This window comes from Qipengyuania sp. ASV99, assembly GCF_047872805.1.
Lineage (GTDB): Bacteria > Pseudomonadota > Alphaproteobacteria > Sphingomonadales > Sphingomonadaceae > Erythrobacter.
On sequence record NZ_JBLQUK010000007.1, the window covers coordinates 97,409 to 112,940 of the forward strand.

The 15,532-nt window shown below is 60.9% G+C and carries 15 protein-coding genes and 1 tRNA gene; 8 read left to right on the forward strand and 8 right to left on the reverse strand.

Annotation, left to right across the window (positions count from 1 at the left end):
• Positions 1–3 precede the first annotated feature (3 nt).
• The 3 genes from ACM64M_RS09735 to ACM64M_RS09745 form a co-directional block, all read right to left on the reverse strand.
• Positions 4–1,509, reverse strand: a complete 1,506-nt coding sequence (locus ACM64M_RS09735) for an SPOR domain-containing protein (protein WP_416228492.1) — start codon at positions 1,507–1,509, stop codon at positions 4–6.
• A 66-nt stretch (positions 1,510–1,575) separates the two neighbouring features.
• Complete coding sequence (locus tag ACM64M_RS09740; RefSeq protein ID WP_416228493.1) at positions 1,576–2,163, reverse strand: hypothetical protein; 588 nt, start codon at positions 2,161–2,163, stop codon at positions 1,576–1,578.
• Positions 2,114–2,836 carry an AAA family ATPase gene (locus ACM64M_RS09745; RefSeq protein WP_416228494.1) on the reverse strand — a complete coding sequence of 241 codons (723 nt, stop codon included), beginning with the start codon at positions 2,834–2,836 and terminating at the stop codon, positions 2,114–2,116. The genes ACM64M_RS09740 and ACM64M_RS09745 overlap by 50 nt, the downstream gene beginning before the upstream one ends.
• Before the next feature lie 277 nt (positions 2,837–3,113).
• Here ACM64M_RS09745 and ACM64M_RS09750 point away from each other — a divergent pair, with 277 nt between their 5' ends.
• Both ACM64M_RS09750 and ACM64M_RS09755 read left to right on the forward strand, forming a co-directional pair.
• Positions 3,114–4,148, forward strand: coding sequence for an SPOR domain-containing protein (locus ACM64M_RS09750; RefSeq protein WP_416228495.1), 1,035 nt, complete (start codon positions 3,114–3,116; stop codon positions 4,146–4,148).
• Positions 4,149–4,246: 98 nt separating this feature from the next.
• Positions 4,247–5,539: a DUF418 domain-containing protein gene (locus tag ACM64M_RS09755; protein WP_416228496.1), complete on the forward strand. Its 1,293-nt coding sequence runs from the start codon at positions 4,247–4,249 to the stop codon at positions 5,537–5,539.
• A 7-nt stretch (positions 5,540–5,546) separates the two neighbouring features.
• Here ACM64M_RS09755 and ACM64M_RS09760 read toward each other — a convergent pair whose 3' ends face one another.
• The gene (locus tag ACM64M_RS09760; protein WP_416228497.1) at positions 5,547–6,299 is read right to left on the reverse strand and encodes a hypothetical protein; all 753 of its coding nucleotides are present in this window, start codon (positions 6,297–6,299) and stop codon (positions 5,547–5,549) included.
• Positions 6,300–6,507: 208 nt separating this feature from the next.
• Between ACM64M_RS09760 and ACM64M_RS09765 the strand changes: the two genes are divergently transcribed.
• Both ACM64M_RS09765 and bfr read left to right on the forward strand, forming a co-directional pair.
• A complete protein-coding gene (locus ACM64M_RS09765; protein WP_416228498.1) occupies positions 6,508–6,654 on the forward strand; it encodes a ferredoxin in 147 nt (48 codons plus the stop codon).
• A 162-nt stretch (positions 6,655–6,816) separates the two neighbouring features.
• Positions 6,817–7,299, forward strand: a complete 483-nt coding sequence (gene bfr / locus ACM64M_RS09770; RefSeq protein WP_416228499.1) for a bacterioferritin — start codon at positions 6,817–6,819, stop codon at positions 7,297–7,299.
• A gap of 72 nt (positions 7,300–7,371) precedes the next feature.
• Here bfr and ACM64M_RS09775 read toward each other — a convergent pair whose 3' ends face one another.
• Genes ACM64M_RS09775 through ACM64M_RS09785 form a run of 3 tightly spaced genes read right to left on the reverse strand, consistent with a single transcriptional unit; the run spans position 7,372 to position 9,704 of the window.
• Positions 7,372–7,854, reverse strand: a complete 483-nt coding sequence (locus tag ACM64M_RS09775) for a DUF2721 domain-containing protein (RefSeq protein WP_416228500.1) — start codon at positions 7,852–7,854, stop codon at positions 7,372–7,374.
• Entirely contained in the window at positions 7,851–9,293 is a 1,443-nt protein-coding gene (gene der / locus ACM64M_RS09780) for a ribosome biogenesis GTPase Der (RefSeq protein ID WP_416228556.1), read from the reverse strand. Before der ends, ACM64M_RS09775 begins: the two co-directional genes overlap by 4 nt.
• 54 nt (positions 9,294–9,347) lie before the next feature.
• On the reverse strand, positions 9,348–9,704 hold the full coding sequence (locus ACM64M_RS09785; RefSeq protein WP_416228501.1) for a DUF3297 family protein: 357 nt from the start codon (positions 9,702–9,704) through the stop codon (positions 9,348–9,350).
• Between the two features lie 132 nt (positions 9,705–9,836).
• On the opposite strand from ACM64M_RS09785, the gene ACM64M_RS09790 reads away from it, so the two are divergent.
• A tRNA-Leu gene (locus ACM64M_RS09790) sits at positions 9,837–9,921 on the forward strand.
• 64 nt (positions 9,922–9,985) lie between these two features.
• Complete coding sequence (gene tig, locus ACM64M_RS09795; RefSeq protein WP_416228502.1) at positions 9,986–11,533, forward strand: trigger factor; 1,548 nt, start codon at positions 9,986–9,988, stop codon at positions 11,531–11,533.
• 9 nt (positions 11,534–11,542) lie between these two features.
• On the opposite strand, the gene ACM64M_RS09800 is transcribed toward tig, so the two are convergent.
• Entirely contained in the window at positions 11,543–13,087 is a 1,545-nt protein-coding gene (locus ACM64M_RS09800) for an amidase (RefSeq protein ID WP_416228503.1), read from the reverse strand.
• A 195-nt stretch (positions 13,088–13,282) separates the two neighbouring features.
• Between ACM64M_RS09800 and ACM64M_RS09805 the strand changes: the two genes are divergently transcribed.
• Positions 13,283–13,987 carry an ATP-dependent Clp protease proteolytic subunit gene (locus ACM64M_RS09805; protein WP_416228504.1) on the forward strand — a complete coding sequence of 235 codons (705 nt, stop codon included), beginning with the start codon at positions 13,283–13,285 and terminating at the stop codon, positions 13,985–13,987.
• Positions 13,988–14,240: 253 nt separating this feature from the next.
• Positions 14,241–15,512: an ATP-dependent Clp protease ATP-binding subunit ClpX gene (gene clpX, locus ACM64M_RS09810; RefSeq protein ID WP_416228505.1), complete on the forward strand. Its 1,272-nt coding sequence runs from the start codon at positions 14,241–14,243 to the stop codon at positions 15,510–15,512.
• Positions 15,513–15,532: the final 20 nt, after the last annotated feature.

Here is a 15,532-nt window from a genome sequence, read left to right on the forward strand (position 1 = left end):
TTCTTATCGTGTCCGGGCCGCGATCCGAACACCGCGATCAACCGCGCCCGCGGGCGGGCTGGAGGCGGCATAGGCGAAGCATCCGACACCGGCTGACTTGACCGAATTGCACATTGACCGCGCCGAAGAATTGCCGAAACCGGCGGCGGCGACGCGGAAGAAGGTGCCTCCGTTAACTCGCGCTTCGGTAATCACAACATCATGATTGGCAAGCTGCGGGAAGCGGCGCTGGAATTCTCTCCACTTGGCTTCGGCGACGTTGCGGCTTTCAAAGCTGCCGAGTTGGACCAGATGCGTTGCAGCGGCACCTTGCGCAACCGCCATGCGTTGCTGCGGTGCAGGCGCTGCGGCGCGAGCGGGAACACGGGTAGGCGCGCGGCTTTCAGCAGAAGCGGCTTGCACATTCTGCACCACGGCGTTGGAAACAAACCGCGGCGCGCCGCGCGAAGGGGCTGCGGCCATTGCGGTCGCAGCAGCAGCGGCGGTTGCTGCACTGCCCGACACGCGCGGCGTGACCGTGCGCGGCGCGGCGGTTGGGGTTGGCGCAGGAGCGGCTGCCGCTGTGACTGGCGCAGCAGCCGGAGCAGCGGCCACATAGCTGGAAACACGCGACGGCATATCCGCCGATGCGGTGTCGATATCGCTGATGCCCCAGGCCAATGCTTCGGCCTGGCTTGGCTGTGCGGCGGCGAGTTCGGTGGCGCCCTCGCTGCGCTCTGCTGCGGCGCGCATTTCCTGCGCCTCAGCCACCAGCATCGGCTGGCTGGGGAAGTTGGCGAGCGCCAGATATTGCGGCGCGCCGCCGTCGCTGATGGGGGTCACACCCAGCAGATTGGCGACTCGGGTCTGGTAATCTTCGGGGCGGGCGGTGGCCGCCCAATCGGACAGGCGGGCGTCAAGCTGGTCGGCTGGCACATCTTCGGCGGCCATCACGCGGGCCGCGCGCCAATTGCCCGAAAGCGCATAGGCATAGGCAAGGTTCTGGCGCGACTTGGCGCTGCTTTCACCGTTGCGCACCGCGTTGACAAGGTAATGCACACCGCGCTCCGGCTGACCTGCGAGCGCCATGGCGAGGCCCAGATCAACAGCTGGAATGACGGTTTCAAATTCGGAAAGCTTGGCGAGCGCGGTTGAATTTTCGCCCAGGGCAACCTTGGTCAGGGCAAAGCTGAGCACGGTGCGTGCATCGCTATCGCCCAGTTCGATCGCTTCGCCAAAGGCGGTGCTGGCAGATTGGAATCGCCCAGCTTCGAGATAGGCCGCGCCAAGCATCGCGCGGTAACCGGCATTGCGCGGTTCGGCCAGAACAGCAGCCTCAGCATGGGTAATCGCGCTGTCGACTTTGCCATCCTGCAGCGCTGCCTGCGCTTTGGCAAAGGAGGTTTGCGCCGGAGGAGCGGCTGCGGTGCAACCGGCCAGAGCCATGCTGGCAAGCGCTGAGCTTACAAACAGGGCAAGTTTCGGGCCGTTGCTGTTGCTCTTGCGAGAGCCTTGTTGAAGGCGGGCCATGTGCATTTCCCCTAAATTAACCATGATATTCTGCGGTCTTGTGCGGTTGAGCGGTCATTTCTTGTGTCAATTGCGGTGCATTCGCGCAGCGATTGAATCGAGATCGTCGATTCCGGCGAGCATTGCGTCGAGGGCTTCGGTCACCAGTGACTGCGCGCTCATGCCTTGCATGGTGGCGGCGAGGCGCAATTTGAGGTGACGTTCGGTGTCGAGCCGCAGCGTGAAAGCCGCGCGGTGTGCATTGCGGCTGGAACGGGATGATTTGGCGGGTCGGTTCTGGTCGGCTGGCGCAGTTTTTCGCGGCGCAGGTTTGGCTTTGATCAAAGCGCTTTCGACCGCTTCTGCGGGCACAAGATCATCGTTGGCTTCGCGCAGGACGCCCCTGTTGATCGAGACGATTTGCGCGCCAGCATCGTCAGAAGGTGACGTATCACCATCCGCATCGCCCATATCGTTCCAGCCGAGATCCTCGAGCTGTTCGTCAGCGACGGCTTCGGGCATCGCGCCCCATTGCGGACGCATGGCCGGTTTCGCGCCGCCCTTGCGAGCAAGCAACGTCGGTCCTAGCGAGGCAAAGCTGGCATCGGACATGGCGGGCGGCCCTTTACTGGGCCACCCGGCGGCCAAAGCCGCCAGCGGGACGGTGCACCCCATTGGCCTGCGCCTGGGGATTGGTGCCAGGGGCCGCAAACACGGTCCGGCGGAAATTCTTTTCGAGACGGTCGGAAATATATTTCCACAGCGCGGTGATTTCCGCAGCAGAGCGTCCTTCGGGATCGACTTCCATTACCGTGCGGCCATCGATCATCGAAGCGGCGAAATCGGTGCGGTGGTGCAAAGTGATCGGCGCAACCGTGCCATGCTGCGACAGCGCAACCGCGGCTTCCGATGTGATTTTGGCCTTGGGCGTGGCAGCGTTGACAACGAACACCAGCGGCTTGCCCGCGCGCTCGCACAGATCGACCGTAGCGCCGACTGCACGCAGATCGTGCGGGCTGGGACGGGTCGGAACGACGATCAGTTCGGCAACGCCGATCACCGACTGGATCGCCATGGTGATCGCAGGGGGCGTATCAATAACAGCCAGCTTGAAACCCTGCTGACGCAGCACGGAGAGGTCATTCGCGAGCCGTGAAACGGTGGTTTGCGCAAAGGCGGGATATTCCGCTTCGCGTTCGTTCCACCAATCAGCCAGCGAACCTTGCGGGTCGATATCGATCAGGACCACCGGGCCAGCACCAGCGCGCTGGGCCTGAACGGCGAGATGTCCGGATAGGGTCGTTTTCCCCGATCCGCCTTTCTGCGATGCCAAAGCGAGTACACGCAACGATTGGTCCCCCTGAAATTAGACCTGTTTCGCCGCCCAAATGCGACTGGATGGGGAGGGGATCGCAGACTACCCCTAATTTTGAGTTAACAAGTGCCTTGCCCAAGTCCGCAATTTGTCTCTGTCGGTGGCGGCAAATGGACCTGCGCGACGCAGAAAGGTGGCTGGCATGTCTGGAGTGCGCGGCTGCGAGACTGTGCTGATCGAACGGCAACGAAATTCTAACCATTCCTCCGCTATGATGCCTGTGATGATATGCCCAAAGGAGAGCCTTTCCATGGCAAACCGTTCAATTCGCTCGTCTCTTGTTCGCCTCGCCGCCGGTGTGGGTGTTGCATTCATGGCCAGCGCTGCTGTGCCGGCCGCCGCCGACGTCAAGGCCGGGGTCGATGCGTGGAGCGCCGGAGATTATGCTGCCGCCATCGCCGAATGGCAGGGTCCGGCGCAAACCGGCGATGCCGATGCGCTGTTCAATCTGGCGCAGGCATACCGGCTGGGACGCGGGGTCGAAGCGGACGTGAACCGTGCGCGCGATCTCTACGCGCAGGCTGCGGACAAGGGGCATATCAAGGCCGCTGACAATTACGGACTCCTGCTGTTTCAGCAGGGCGAACAGGACAGGGCCATGCCGCTTATAAAGGCGGCAGCCGAACGCGGTGATCCGCGCGCGCAATATGTTCTGGGCCTAGCGCATTTCAACGCCGATTTTGCCGAGAAAGATTGGGTGCGCGCCTATGCTTATCTGACATTGGCCAATGGCGCAGGCCTGCCCCAGGCGAGCACAGCTTTGGCGCAGATGGATCAATATGTGCCTCTGACCCAGCGTCAGCAGGCGCAATCGCTGGCCCGGCAATTGGATGAAGCCGCCGCGCAGCGCCGCTCGGCAGAGCTGGCTGCGGTCGATCTCGGCACGCAGCAAACAGCGCGTCCGGCACCTGCACCGGTTGCAGTCCCTGCTGCCGCTCCCGCTCCCGTGCGCGTCGCAGCGGTTTCCCGTCCGGTCGAGCCAAGCCCGCAAGGGACGCGTGAACGCCTGTCGCCGCCTGCTCTGGCCCAAACCAGCCCCGCAGCGCGGATGAACGGCAATTGGCGCGTTCAGCTTGGCGCATTCGGTGTGCGCGGCAATGCCGACCGGTTGTGGTCGCAGCTGGCATCGAACCCCGCGCTGGCTGGCACGCAAAAAGCGCTGGTTCCCGGCGGCAATGTGACCCGTCTGCAAGCCGTGGGTTTTACCAGCCGCGCCGAAGCGCAAAGCGCCTGCGACGCTCTGAAACGCAGCGGTCAGGCCTGCTTGGTTGCGGGCAACAGCTGAAGCCGCCGCGCGATCCTCGCGCGCCCTTCGTCAGATAATCCCTTTCCCGGATCGCCTTGCCTGCTAACAGTCTGGCAGGGCGACACGGGGAAAATTTGATGAGCACTATTCCACACGCGGCGGACAAAGATCTGCACTCCGATGCGGCAAGAGACTTTGCTCCCGTCAGTGCGGCGGAGCGTATCAGCAGCCTCGATTTCATTCGTGGCATTGCCGTGATGGGCATCCTTGCGGCGAACATCGTTGCGTTTGGCCAGCCTTTTACTGCCTATATGTATCCCGATGGCTTTCTGGTTCCCGCTGGTGATCCGGGCGGCTGGCAGTGGATCGCGCAATTCGTGGCTGTCGATGGCAAGATGCGCGGGCTGTTTACGCTGCTGTTCGGCGCGGGGCTGTATCTGTTCATGGAGCGCACCTGGGCGCGCGGCGGTACGCGCTGGCGGCAGATGTGGCGATTGTTCATCCTGATGCTGTTCGGGATGATCCATTTCTACCTGATCTGGCCGGGCGATATTCTGTTTTATTATGCTGTCGTCGGATTTGTGGTGGTCCCCTGCTTGCGCTGGGGGCCAAAGGCGCAATTCTGGACTGGGCTGATCGGCTATGTCTTTGGCGTGTTGTTCTACGCGTCGTTCATGTCATTGCCCTATCTTGTGGCTGAAACTTCGCTGGGTGAGGCCGAAGGGCTATCTGAAATGCGCGAAGACCTGGTCACGCAAAAGGCCGAAACCATTGCCGAATCCGCTGTTCAGAGCGAATTGATCCGCTCGGGTGATTATGCCGGGATCGTGCAATACCGGGTGACCGAACAATGGTCCGAACCGCTTACCAACCTCATACTGTTTTCATTGGAAACCTTGCCGCTGATGCTGCTGGGTGTGGCGTTGTACCGCTTTGGCTTTTTCAGCGGGGCGTTCGATCCGCGCAAGATGAAGATGTGGGGTTGGACCGGGCTTGCGCTGGGCGCAGCGGTGCATCTGGCGATCGGCCTGGTGATGCAGGCAGGCGGGTTCAGCTATTACGGCACGCTGGCCGCTTTTATCGGATGGAGCCCGCTGCCGAGACTCGCCATGGTGCTGGGGATTGCGGCGCTGCTGGTGACCTATTCACCGGGCTGGACCGGCTGGCTGGCGGAGCGGGTGCGCGCCGCAGGACGCGCGGCGTTCACCAATTATCTGGGCACGTCGATCGTGATGCTGATTGTGTTTCACGGCTGGGCGCTGGGATTGTATGGCGAATTGAACCGCCCGCAGCTCTATCTAGTCACCGCGATGACATGGGTACTGATGTTGGCGTGGTCAAAGCCGTGGCTGGAACGGTTCCGCTATGGTCCGCTCGAATGGTTGTGGCGCTGTCTGACCTATGGCCGGGTGTTCCCGATCAAACGGTAGACCCGCATTATTGGGGCGCCAGCATATAGGCCGCCATTTGCGGTTCGAGATCGTCAGGCATCGCCGACAGTCCCTTGTAAACGGCGACGCCCAGATTGCATTGCTGTTCGGCGGACAGCGCGGCCATTGCCTGATCCGATCCCAGATTGGCCTGCAATTCGGGATCAATTCCGGTTGCAGCGATGGCATCGCCTAACACTCCGAAGGCCCCGTCATCGGGTTCGGCATAATTCTGCGGATCATCCCGGCCAGCCGCCGCCGCGCGCACCATGGCTTCGTTGCGGCGCGCAATCGCGGCGGCGGTGGCGGAGCCGGAATCTTCGATGAATATCCATTCGCCCATGGTCATCGCGGCGCAATCGGGCACGGAGCTGCGCTGCAATGCGGCGTAAAGTTCGTGTTCCGCAGCGCTCCACGCGATCATTTCGGCCGCCGGCGCCTTGACCGAATCGGCACTGATCCGGTCAAAGAATTCGCGCAGCCACTGCGCACCGATTGCCTCCGCCCGTGCCGCATCGGCGAGCTCCGCCGGACTGGCGTTTCGGATGCGTTCGACCAGAATGGCAAAATCTTCGGGATACTCCGCCTTGATCGCGGCCCACAACTTCTCGGCTCCCGGCGTTTGGAGAATCCCGCGCTCAACCGCCTCGGCTTCGTCTTGCGGGGTCATGCCGCAGGCGCAAAGCACCATGCCAAGGGTGCCAATAAGGGCGATCTGCAGGGCGCGGGCGATCCTAATGGCCTGTGTGCCCAAGTTCATCGCCGATGTCTTTCTGATCGCATGATCGCATGATCGCAATTTAGGGGAAGCGCGGCGCGGGGCAATCGCAAAATCCGGAAAAGGCATTGCGCTTTTGACTTGCTATTGAGATTAATTCGCATAAATTGTCTCTGCAATCGACTCGCAGGAGTAACAAGCGCCCATGTATATTTGCATATGCAATGCAATCCGCGAAGCCGACCTGCGCATGGCCGCGCTGACGTCGGGCGGTGATGCAGAGGCGACCTATGCGGCGCTGGGCAAACGCCCCAATTGCGGCCAATGCCTTGGTAAGGCGGGGCAAATCATCGATCAGGAGCGCGCGCTGTTTTCTTGCGAGAAAGTCGCAATATAAACGCGCTTGCCGCAACTGCGAGTGGATCGCAAAACCCTGATTTCAAACGAAAATATATACCGTTTCCCCTTGTCACATGGGGCGTTTGCACCCTATTTAGGAACCATACAGGCCAGTGCATTGATCTGGCTCAAACGTTCCTGAACAAAGGGGGTATCGGCCATGAAGGGCGATCCGAAAGTCATCGAATTCCTTAATAAGGCGCTCACCAATGAGCTGACCGCGATCAATCAGTACTGGCTCCATTACCGGGTGCTGGACGATTGGGGCGTGACCAAACTTGCAGCCTATGAACGCAAGGAATCGATCGAGGAAATGGAACATGCCGACAAATTGGCAGAACGTATCCTGTTCCTTGATGCGCTCCCCAATTTTCAGGCGATCCACAGCCTGCGCGTGGGCGAAACGGTTGAGGAAATCCTGAAAGCCGACATGGCGCTGGAAGAGGACGCGATCCCGCTCCTCCGCGACGCGGTCGCTTACAGCGAAAGCGTGCGCGATTTTGTCAGCCGCGACCTGTTCGCGCATATCCTTTCCAACGAGGAAGAGCATGTTGACTTCCTCGAAACGCAGTTCGACATGATCGAACGCATGGGCCTTGGCAATTATGTCCAGCTGCAAAGCAAGGCCGCTGGCGAAGATTGAGCCTGAAGGGTCGCACCAGAAGGTTTGGGAAGGGCGGGGCAGTAATGTCCCGCCCTTTTCGTTGAAACCGCTCTAAACCCCGTCGGTCCTCGGCCCATCCGCCGCCAGCAAGGTTTCGCGCAGGAAATAAATCAGCCCGGTGATCAGCAGCCCGATGGTCACTACCCATAATGTGGCGACGAGGGTGCCGATGCGCGGTTCGATATAGGCGGACAGAAACAGCACCGCGATCTCGAAACTGATAACCAGCGCGCCCCCGGTCGAAAACTTGATCGCCAGCCGCGCCAGTTTGCGCCGCCTGCGCAGCCACGCCAATTCATGCCCGTGGGAGACATCGCAGGCACCCTCCGCAGGTTCCGCCAGCCGTTCGATCCGTCCGGCCAGCCAGGTCAGCCGCGTCATCATCACATTCATGATGCTGCCGATCCCCACCAGCAGAAACGCCGGTGCCAGGCTCAGCTCAACCGCTTGCCGCACGCGCGGGGTCGATGCGGTGCGTTCGAGCAACTCCATCGCAAACGGTTCACTCGTCACTGCAATCAGGTCGGTGATCATGTCTTGTCGGATCCTGAGCTGAAATTGCCGCCACCGCCCTTGTTGGCGTTATAGGGGTTCTTGGGCGATTTGAGTGTTACGCGGATCGGCACCGCATCAAAACCGAGCTTCGCGCGGATGCCGTTGATCAGATAACGCTCGTAACTCTTGGGCAGATCGTCCAGCCGCGATCCGAATATCACAAATCGCGGCGGGCGGGTGCCGACCTGGGTGATATAGCGCAGTTTTATCCGGCGGCCACCGGGCGCAGGCGGCGGATTGGCTTCCAGCGCGTCGTCAAACCAGCGGTTGAGCGCGGCGGTGGAAACCCGCTTTGACCAGCTTTCGCGGATTTCAAACGCGGCATTCAGCATCGTGTCGAGCCCCTTGCCGGTCTTGGCGCTGACCGCGAACAGCGGCACCCCGCGGACCTGCGCCAGCCCATCGTGCAGCGCCTGTTTGATCCCGTTGAACAGGCCGCTGGGCGTGTCGTGCCCGCCTTGACCGGCAACGTCCCATTTGTTGATCGCCACCATCAGCGCGCGCCCCTCTTCGAGCGCGAGCGCGGCGATTTTCAGATCCTGATGTTCCAGCCCCTGCGTCGCATCGAGCAGCAGCACCACGACCTCGGCAAAATCGACCGCGCGGCGCGCGTCGGCGACCGACAGGATTTCAAGCTTTTCGGTGACATTGCGTTTCTTACGCATTCCCGCCGTGTCGATCAGGCGAATGTCGCGCGTCTCACCGGATTTGGGGTCGGTCCATTGCCAATCGACCGCAATCGAATCGCGGGTGATCCCGGCCTCGGGACCGGTCAGCAGCCGGTCCTCTCCCAGCAGCCGGTTGATGAGCGTGGATTTGCCCGCATTGGGCCGCCCGACAATTGCCAGTTTCAGCGGGCCGAGCGGGGCGTCCTCACCCTCTTCCAGCGGCGCATTGGCGGCTTCCTCTGCCGCTTCGGCCTTTTCGCCGATGATCGGCCATAGACCGCCAAACAGGTCAGCAATCCCCTCGCCATGTTCGGCGGACAGCGCGACCGGTTCGCCAAAGCCGAGCGAATAGGCCTCCAGCACGCCGCTTTCGCCCGCAGAGCCTTCGGCCTTGTTGGCGACCAGCACGATCGGCACGTCATGTTCGCGCAAATAGCGTGCGATTTCATTGTCGAGCGGGGTCAGTCCGGCGCGCGCGTCGACCACGAACAGCGCCGCGTCCGCGCCTTCCAGGCTGGCCTCGGTCTGCTTGCGCATCCGGCCGGGCAGGGTGAGTTCGTCCTCATCCTCCCACCCGGCGGTGTCGACAATCGTGAATTGCAGCCCGGCGATTTCGGCATCGCCCATCCGCCGGTCGCGCGTAACGCCGGGTTGATCGTCAACCAGCGCCAGCTTCTTGCCGACCAGTCGGTTGAACAGGGTGGACTTGCCCACATTGGGGCGTCCGATGATGATGACGGTGGGTTTCATGGCTTGCATCAGCAAGTGGCGTCTCACTCGCCACTTGGCAAGCGGGGCGCGCGTTTACTCCTGCGCCCCTTCCTGTTCGGCGTCCCGGGACTGTTCTGAGGTCGAAGCCTGTTTGGCGACCGGGGGATTTTCGCCGAGGTCTTCATACCACGCCTCGACTGGGCCGGTAAGCTTGATCGTCAGCGGTTGCCCCTTGCGGTCCATCGTCTTGCCCGCCTGCACCCGCACCCAGCCTTCGGAGATCGAATATTCCTCAATATCGGTGCGCACGCGGCCCTTGAACCGGATACCCACGCCGCGTTGCAGCAGGTCGGCGTCGAAATGCGGGCTGCGCGGATTGACGGACAGGTGATTGGGTGGGGTGTCGCCGACTGCGTTTGCCACCGGTTCGGGATTTGTTTCTTCGCTCATCCGCGCGCCCTTAATCTGCCATCGCAGGGGAAACAAGCGTGTTGCGCTTGCCCTTTGCCGCCAGCAAGGATAGAGGCGCTCTTTAATACGCGCGGGAGGCCTAGGCTTTCCGCGCGGCTTCGTTCGGGCTTTGCGGGCGTGGCGGAATTGGTAGACGCGCTGGTTTTAGGTACCAGTATCGAAAGATGTGGGGGTTCGAGTCCCTTCGCCCGCACCAATCCGCCCCGGCGTGAGGTCAGGACATTGGATGTTTTCGCACATAAAGGCTTTGTTCAATTCCCATGCAAACCACGCAGACCACCAATGAGGGGCTCAAGCGCGCCTATCTGATCACCATCTCCGCAGGCGAGATCGCGGCAAAAATTGATGCCGAGGTGCAGAAAATCGCTCCGCAAGTGAAGATGCCGGGTTTCCGCCCGGGCAAGGTTCCTGCAAACCTCGTGAAGAAAATGCATGGCGAACAATTGCACGCGCAGACGCTCAACGACACGATTCGCGATTCGGTCGACGGCCTGCTCAAATCCGAGGAATTGCGTCCCGCAATGCAGCCCGCCATTTCGCTGGGTGAAGATTACGCAGAGGGCAAGGACGCCGAAATCACTGTCGAGCTTGAAGTGCTGCCGGTGATCGACGCGCCGAACACTGACGGGCTCACACTGGAAAAGCTGGTTGTGCCGGTGACCGATGCCCAGATCGAAGAAGCGATTGCCGGGATCGCCGGGCAGAACAAGAGCTACAAGGATGCTGCCAAGACCAAGAAAGCGGTCGATGGCAATCAGTTGATCATTGATTTCCTTGGCAAGCTGGACGGTGAACCCTTCGAAGGTGGCGCAGCCGAAGACGCGGCGCTGGTGCTGGGTTCGGGATCGTTCATCCCCGGTTTTGAAGAACAGCTTGTGGGCGTAAAAACCGGCGAGGAAAAAACCATCACGGTGACTTTCCCCGCAGATTATCAGGCCGATCACCTCGCCGGTAAGGAAGCGACGTTCGACATCACTGTGAAGGCAGTCAAGGTCGAAACCGACACCGTGATCGACGATGAATTCGCCAAGAACCTTGGTCTCGACAGCCTCGAAAAACTGCAAGAGATCATGAAGGCGCAGCTGGAACAGCAGACCGCCGGTCTGACCCGCACTCAGATGAAGCGGGCTTTGCTCGATCAATTGGCTGCCGGGCATGATTTTGCAGTGCCTGCGACCATGGTCGAGGCCGAGTTTGAGCAAATCTGGGAGCAGCTTCAACAGGAAGCCGCCAAGGAAGAAAATCCCGCAGATGCGCTGCAGCAGATCGAAGACGAGAAAGAAGATTACAAAGGCATCGCAGAGCGCCGCGTGCGGCTCGGCCTGCTGCTTTCGGAAATCGGTCAGGCCAACGGGGTTGAGGTTACTCAGCAGGAAATGTCGATGCTGGTCCAGCAGGCCGCGCGGCAATACCGCGAGGAAGACCGTGAGCGCTTCGTCCAGTATATTCAGACCGAGCCGATGGCCGCCGCTCAGCTGCGTGCCCCGCTCTATGAAGACAAGGTGGTCGATTTCCTGTTCGACAAGGCTGAAGTGACGACCCGCGAGGTCACCATCGAGGAATTGCAGGCGGCGATCGAAGCTGAGGAAGAATCCGAAGCGGACAAGGCCAAGGCTGCGCCCAAGAAAAAGGCGCCCGCCAAAAAGCCCGCTGCGAAGAAGGCGCCGGCCAAGAAAGCCGACACTGACAAGCCAGCAGAGCCTGCCACCGAAAAAGCGCCTGCCAAGAAGGCTCCGGCTAAGAAGGCTACGGAAACCAAGCCTGCGGCGAAAAAGGCTCCTGCAAAAAAGCCAGCCGCTAAGAAATAGGACGCGCGATCAGTCGCCCGGCGTCCACCGGCGCAGTGAGGGCGGGGGCAGTTCGGCTGTCCGCGCCCTTTCGTATGCTGCGCCGACCTTCAGAACTCCGTGATCGGCCCATTTCGCGCCGAAAAAGCTGATGCCAACGGGCAGCCTCTCGACCGCGCCCATTGGCACGGTCAGATGCGGATAGCCCGCGATGGCGGCGGGAGATCCGAATCCGATTGAACCGTTGTAGTGATCGCCCAGCACCAGGTCGCTCATCCACGCCGGGCCGCGCGTCGGGGCGACCAGAAACTGCACGTCATTGTCGGCCAGCAACATATCGAGCGTTTCCGCGCCCGCAATCCGCACCGCATTAGTGCGCGCTTCCTCATAGGCGGCGCGGTCGATTGCGGCTTCTGCCTGTTCAAAAATGTCCTGATTGAACCAGCGCATTTCGGTGGCGGCATTGGCGGCATTGAAGGCGATCAGATCAGCAAGGCTGCGCGGGGTGCTGCCGCTTTCAAATTCAGGGACAGAAGCAAGGTATTTGCCCATTTCCTCGCGCAGTTCGAACAGCAGAATGGTGAAGCTGTCGGCATACATCTGGCGGTTTGGCTCAAACTCAATATCGATCAGCACCGCGCCTGAACGCTCCAAATCGGCCAGCGCATTGGCGAACACCTCCGCTACTTGCACATTGCTGCCGATCTGGCCGCGCATCACCCCGATCCGCACGCCTTGAAGCGAATAATCAGTAAGCCCCGCCGTGTAATCCGCGATCCGCGGCACGCCGATGGTGGCGCTGTCGGCAGCATCTTCGCCCGCAATGGCAGACAGCAGCAAGGCGGCATCGAAGACAGTGCGGGTCATCGGCCCGGCGGTGTCCTGCGTGCTGGAAATCGGGACGACATGGGTGCGGCTGACCAGCCCCACGCTCGGTTTGAACCCGACTACACCGTTGACAGAGGCAGGGCAGGTGATCGAACCGTTGGTTTCCGTCCCGATCGCGCCCCAGGCAAAGCCCGCCGCAATCGCCGCTCCGCTGCCAGAAGATGATCCGCAGGTGTTGCGGTCAATGGCGTGGGGGTTGCGGGTCAGGCCGCCGACCGCGCTCCACCCGCTGGTCGAATCATTGCTGCGGATGTTGGCCCATTCGGAAAGGTTGGTCTTGCCCAACACCACGCCGCCCGCGCTGCGCAGATTGGCGATCAACGGGGCATCGCGCCGGGTCATGTTGCCCGCCAGCGCGAGGCTGCCAGCGGTCGTGGGAAATTCGCGCGTCTCGATATTGTCTTTCACCAGCACGCTGCGCCCGCGCAAGATACCGGTGGCGGCGAGCCGCCGCGCCTCCAGCGGGGCCTCGACATTGTAATCGATCACCGCGTTCAGCATCGGGCCGTGGTCATCCAGCGCCTGAATACGCAAGATATATTCGTCGGTTGCCAGCACTTCTGCCATGGCGGTGCGGGTGGCTGTCCCCGCGTCATGCTGTGCTGCGGCAATATGCGAAGCGGGCAGCACGGTCGAAACGAGAGCGGCGCAAAGCACCCGGCGAGCGATCATCTGAATGTGTGTCATGGAGACATCCTGCGCCCATAGCCGCTGCGATGGCAAGAGCGCAGGTGCCACCCGCCTGCTGTGCGGCCACCGCTGCGAGGCTGCAAAAAAGCTTGGGCGCGGTCGCGCTATCCCCAAAGGCGTGACCCCGCCCCCTTGAAACCTGCGCGGGCGCGTCCGACATATCCGGTCCAGAGGCAACCAAGGACTCCTTACATGATCGATCTGCTCGGCAATTCCGGCGAAACCTATGGCACCCAGGGCCAGTTCACCCGCGATCCCGTGACCGGGGCGTTGGTGCCAATGGTGGTGGAGCAGACCAGCCGGGGCGAACGCAGCTTCGACATTTTCAGCCGCCTGCTGCGTGAACGCATCGTGTTTGTGACAGGGCAAGTCGAAGATGGCATGGCCAGCCTCATCACAGCGCAGCTGCTGTTCCTTGAAAGCGAGAACCCGTCAAAGCCGATCAGCATGTATATCAACTCGCCCGGCGGCGTGGTGACCGCTGGCATGGCGATCCACGACACGATGCAATATATCAAGCCGCGCGTTTCGACCGTCTGCATGGGGCAGGCGGCGTCGATGGGCAGTTTCCTGCTTGCTGCGGGTGAGCCGGGGATGCGCGTGGCGCTGCCCAATGCGCGGATCATGGTCCATCAGCCTTCGGGCGGCGCGCGCGGCATGGCATCGGACATCGAGATTCAGGCGCGCGAAATTCTGCGGATCAAATCGCGGATGAACGATCTCTACGTCAAATACACCGGCCGCAGCCTCGAAGAGATTGAAAAGGCGATGGACCGCGACACCTTCCTCGAAGCGGACGAGGCCAAGGCATTTGGTGTGGTCGACAAAGTGTTTGAAACCCGCCCGGAAAACGAAGAATCGGACGATGAAAAGGGTTCGGGCGGCGCTCCTGAATGATGGCCGGAATGATGGCCGGAATGATCGGGCGCGGCGGCAGGTTCGCTGGCGGGTAACACCGCGTCCGCTTGCCGCCCCGGATCGGGACGCGGCCTGAAAAACCCGCAGTGCTGTTCATGAGTGGTGCACGAATACCACTTAATTGGCGGCAAATTCCGCACGCCCGAGTTGATTCATCTGGCAGCGGAGATACACTTGCCGAATCTGTTGACTGGGCTTGTCGTGCCCTTTCACGGATTCGAGGATTATAGGAATGACGAAATTGAGCGGATCTGACAGCAAGAGCACCCTTTATTGCAGCTTTTGCGGCAAGTCTCAGCACGAGGTGCGCAAGCTTATCGCGGGGCCAACGGTGTTCATCTGCGATGAATGCGTGGAACTGTGCAACGACATCATCCGCGAAGAAACCAAGGCTGGCATTTCTGGCAAGAAAGAGGGCGAGGTTCCCACTCCGTCGGAAATCTTTGCCACACTCAACGATTACGTGATCGGCCAAAATTCGGCGAAGCGCAATCTCGCCGTCGCGGTGCACAACCATTACAAGCGACTGAAACACAGCGGCAAGTCGGACGGCGTCGAACTCGCCAAATCCAACATTCTGCTGGTCGGACCGACCGGCACTGGCAAGACTTTGCTGGCGCAGACGCTCGCGCGCACCTTTGATGTGCCGTTCACCATGGCTGATGCGACGACCCTGACCGAAGCGGGCTATGTCGGCGAAGATGTTGAAAACATCATCCTGAAATTGCTGCAATCCTCGGATTACAACGTCGAAAAGGCGCAGCACGGGATCGTCTATATTGACGAGATCGACAAGATCACGCGCAAGGCCGAAAACCCTTCGATCACCCGCGACGTTTCGGGCGAAGGCGTGCAGCAGGCGCTGCTCAAGCTGATGGAAGGCACCACTGCGTCGGTGCCGCCGCAGGGCGGGCGCAAGCATCCGCAGCAGGAATTCCTGCAGGTGGACACAACCAACATCCTGTTCATCTGCGGCGGCGCGTTTGCGGGCCTAGACAAGATTATCGCCGACCGCCTGCAGAAACGCAGCATCGGGTTCGGCGCGCATGTCGCTGACCCGGACAAGCGGCGGGTGGGTGAATTGCTGGAAAAAAGCGAACCCGAAGATCTGCTCAAATTTGGTCTGATCCCCGAATTTGTCGGTCGTCTGCCGGTGATCGCCACTCTGCATGATCTCGATGTCGATGCGCTGGTGACGATCCTGAACGAGCCAAAAAATGCGCTGGTCAAACAATATCGCAAGCTGTTCGAGCTTGAGGATGTTGAACTGACTTTCACCGATGAGGCATTGCGAGCCATCGCCGAACGCGCGATTCTGCGCAAAACTGGCGCGCGCGGCCTGCGCTCGATCGTCGAAGGTCTGTTGCTCGATACGATGTTTGATCTGCCCGACCTCGAAGGGGTCAGCGAAATCGTGATCGATCAGGATGTGGTCGAAGGCCGCAAGGAACCGGTTAAGGTTATGGACGGCTCTAAGAACGCTAAGACAGAGGAGGCTGCCTGATTTGCAGGCAGCCTCATTGC

What these genes read in the sequence shown, in the direction of transcription:
- ACM64M_RS09735 (WP_416228492.1), bottom strand. Translation starts at nt 1,509, where the DNA reads ATGGCCCGCCTTCAACAAGGCTCTCGCAAGAGCAACAGCAACGGCCCG.
- ACM64M_RS09740 (WP_416228493.1), bottom strand. Translation starts at nt 2,163, where the DNA reads ATGGGGTGCACCGTCCCGCTGGCGGCTTTGGCCGCCGGGTGGCCCAGT.
- ACM64M_RS09750 (WP_416228495.1), top strand. Translation starts at nt 3,114, where the DNA reads ATGGCAAACCGTTCAATTCGCTCGTCTCTTGTTCGCCTCGCCGCCGGT.
- ACM64M_RS09755 (WP_416228496.1), top strand. Translation starts at nt 4,247, where the DNA reads ATGAGCACTATTCCACACGCGGCGGACAAAGATCTGCACTCCGATGCG.
- ACM64M_RS09760 (WP_416228497.1), bottom strand. Translation starts at nt 6,299, where the DNA reads ATGAACTTGGGCACACAGGCCATTAGGATCGCCCGCGCCCTGCAGATC.
- ACM64M_RS09765 (WP_416228498.1), top strand. Translation starts at nt 6,508, where the DNA reads ATGGCCGCGCTGACGTCGGGCGGTGATGCAGAGGCGACCTATGCGGCG.
- bfr (WP_416228499.1), top strand. Translation starts at nt 6,817, where the DNA reads ATGAAGGGCGATCCGAAAGTCATCGAATTCCTTAATAAGGCGCTCACC.
- ACM64M_RS09775 (WP_416228500.1), bottom strand. Translation starts at nt 7,854, where the DNA reads ATGATCACCGACCTGATTGCAGTGACGAGTGAACCGTTTGCGATGGAG.
- der (WP_416228556.1), bottom strand. Translation starts at nt 9,293, where the DNA reads ATGAAACCCACCGTCATCATCATCGGACGCCCCAATGTGGGCAAGTCC.
- ACM64M_RS09785 (WP_416228501.1), bottom strand. Translation starts at nt 9,704, where the DNA reads ATGAGCGAAGAAACAAATCCCGAACCGGTGGCAAACGCAGTCGGCGAC.
- tig (WP_416228502.1), top strand. Translation starts at nt 9,986, where the DNA reads ATGCAAACCACGCAGACCACCAATGAGGGGCTCAAGCGCGCCTATCTG.
- ACM64M_RS09800 (WP_416228503.1), bottom strand. Translation starts at nt 13,087, where the DNA reads ATGACACACATTCAGATGATCGCTCGCCGGGTGCTTTGCGCCGCTCTC.
- ACM64M_RS09805 (WP_416228504.1), top strand. Translation starts at nt 13,283, where the DNA reads ATGATCGATCTGCTCGGCAATTCCGGCGAAACCTATGGCACCCAGGGC.
- clpX (WP_416228505.1), top strand. Translation starts at nt 14,241, where the DNA reads ATGACGAAATTGAGCGGATCTGACAGCAAGAGCACCCTTTATTGCAGC.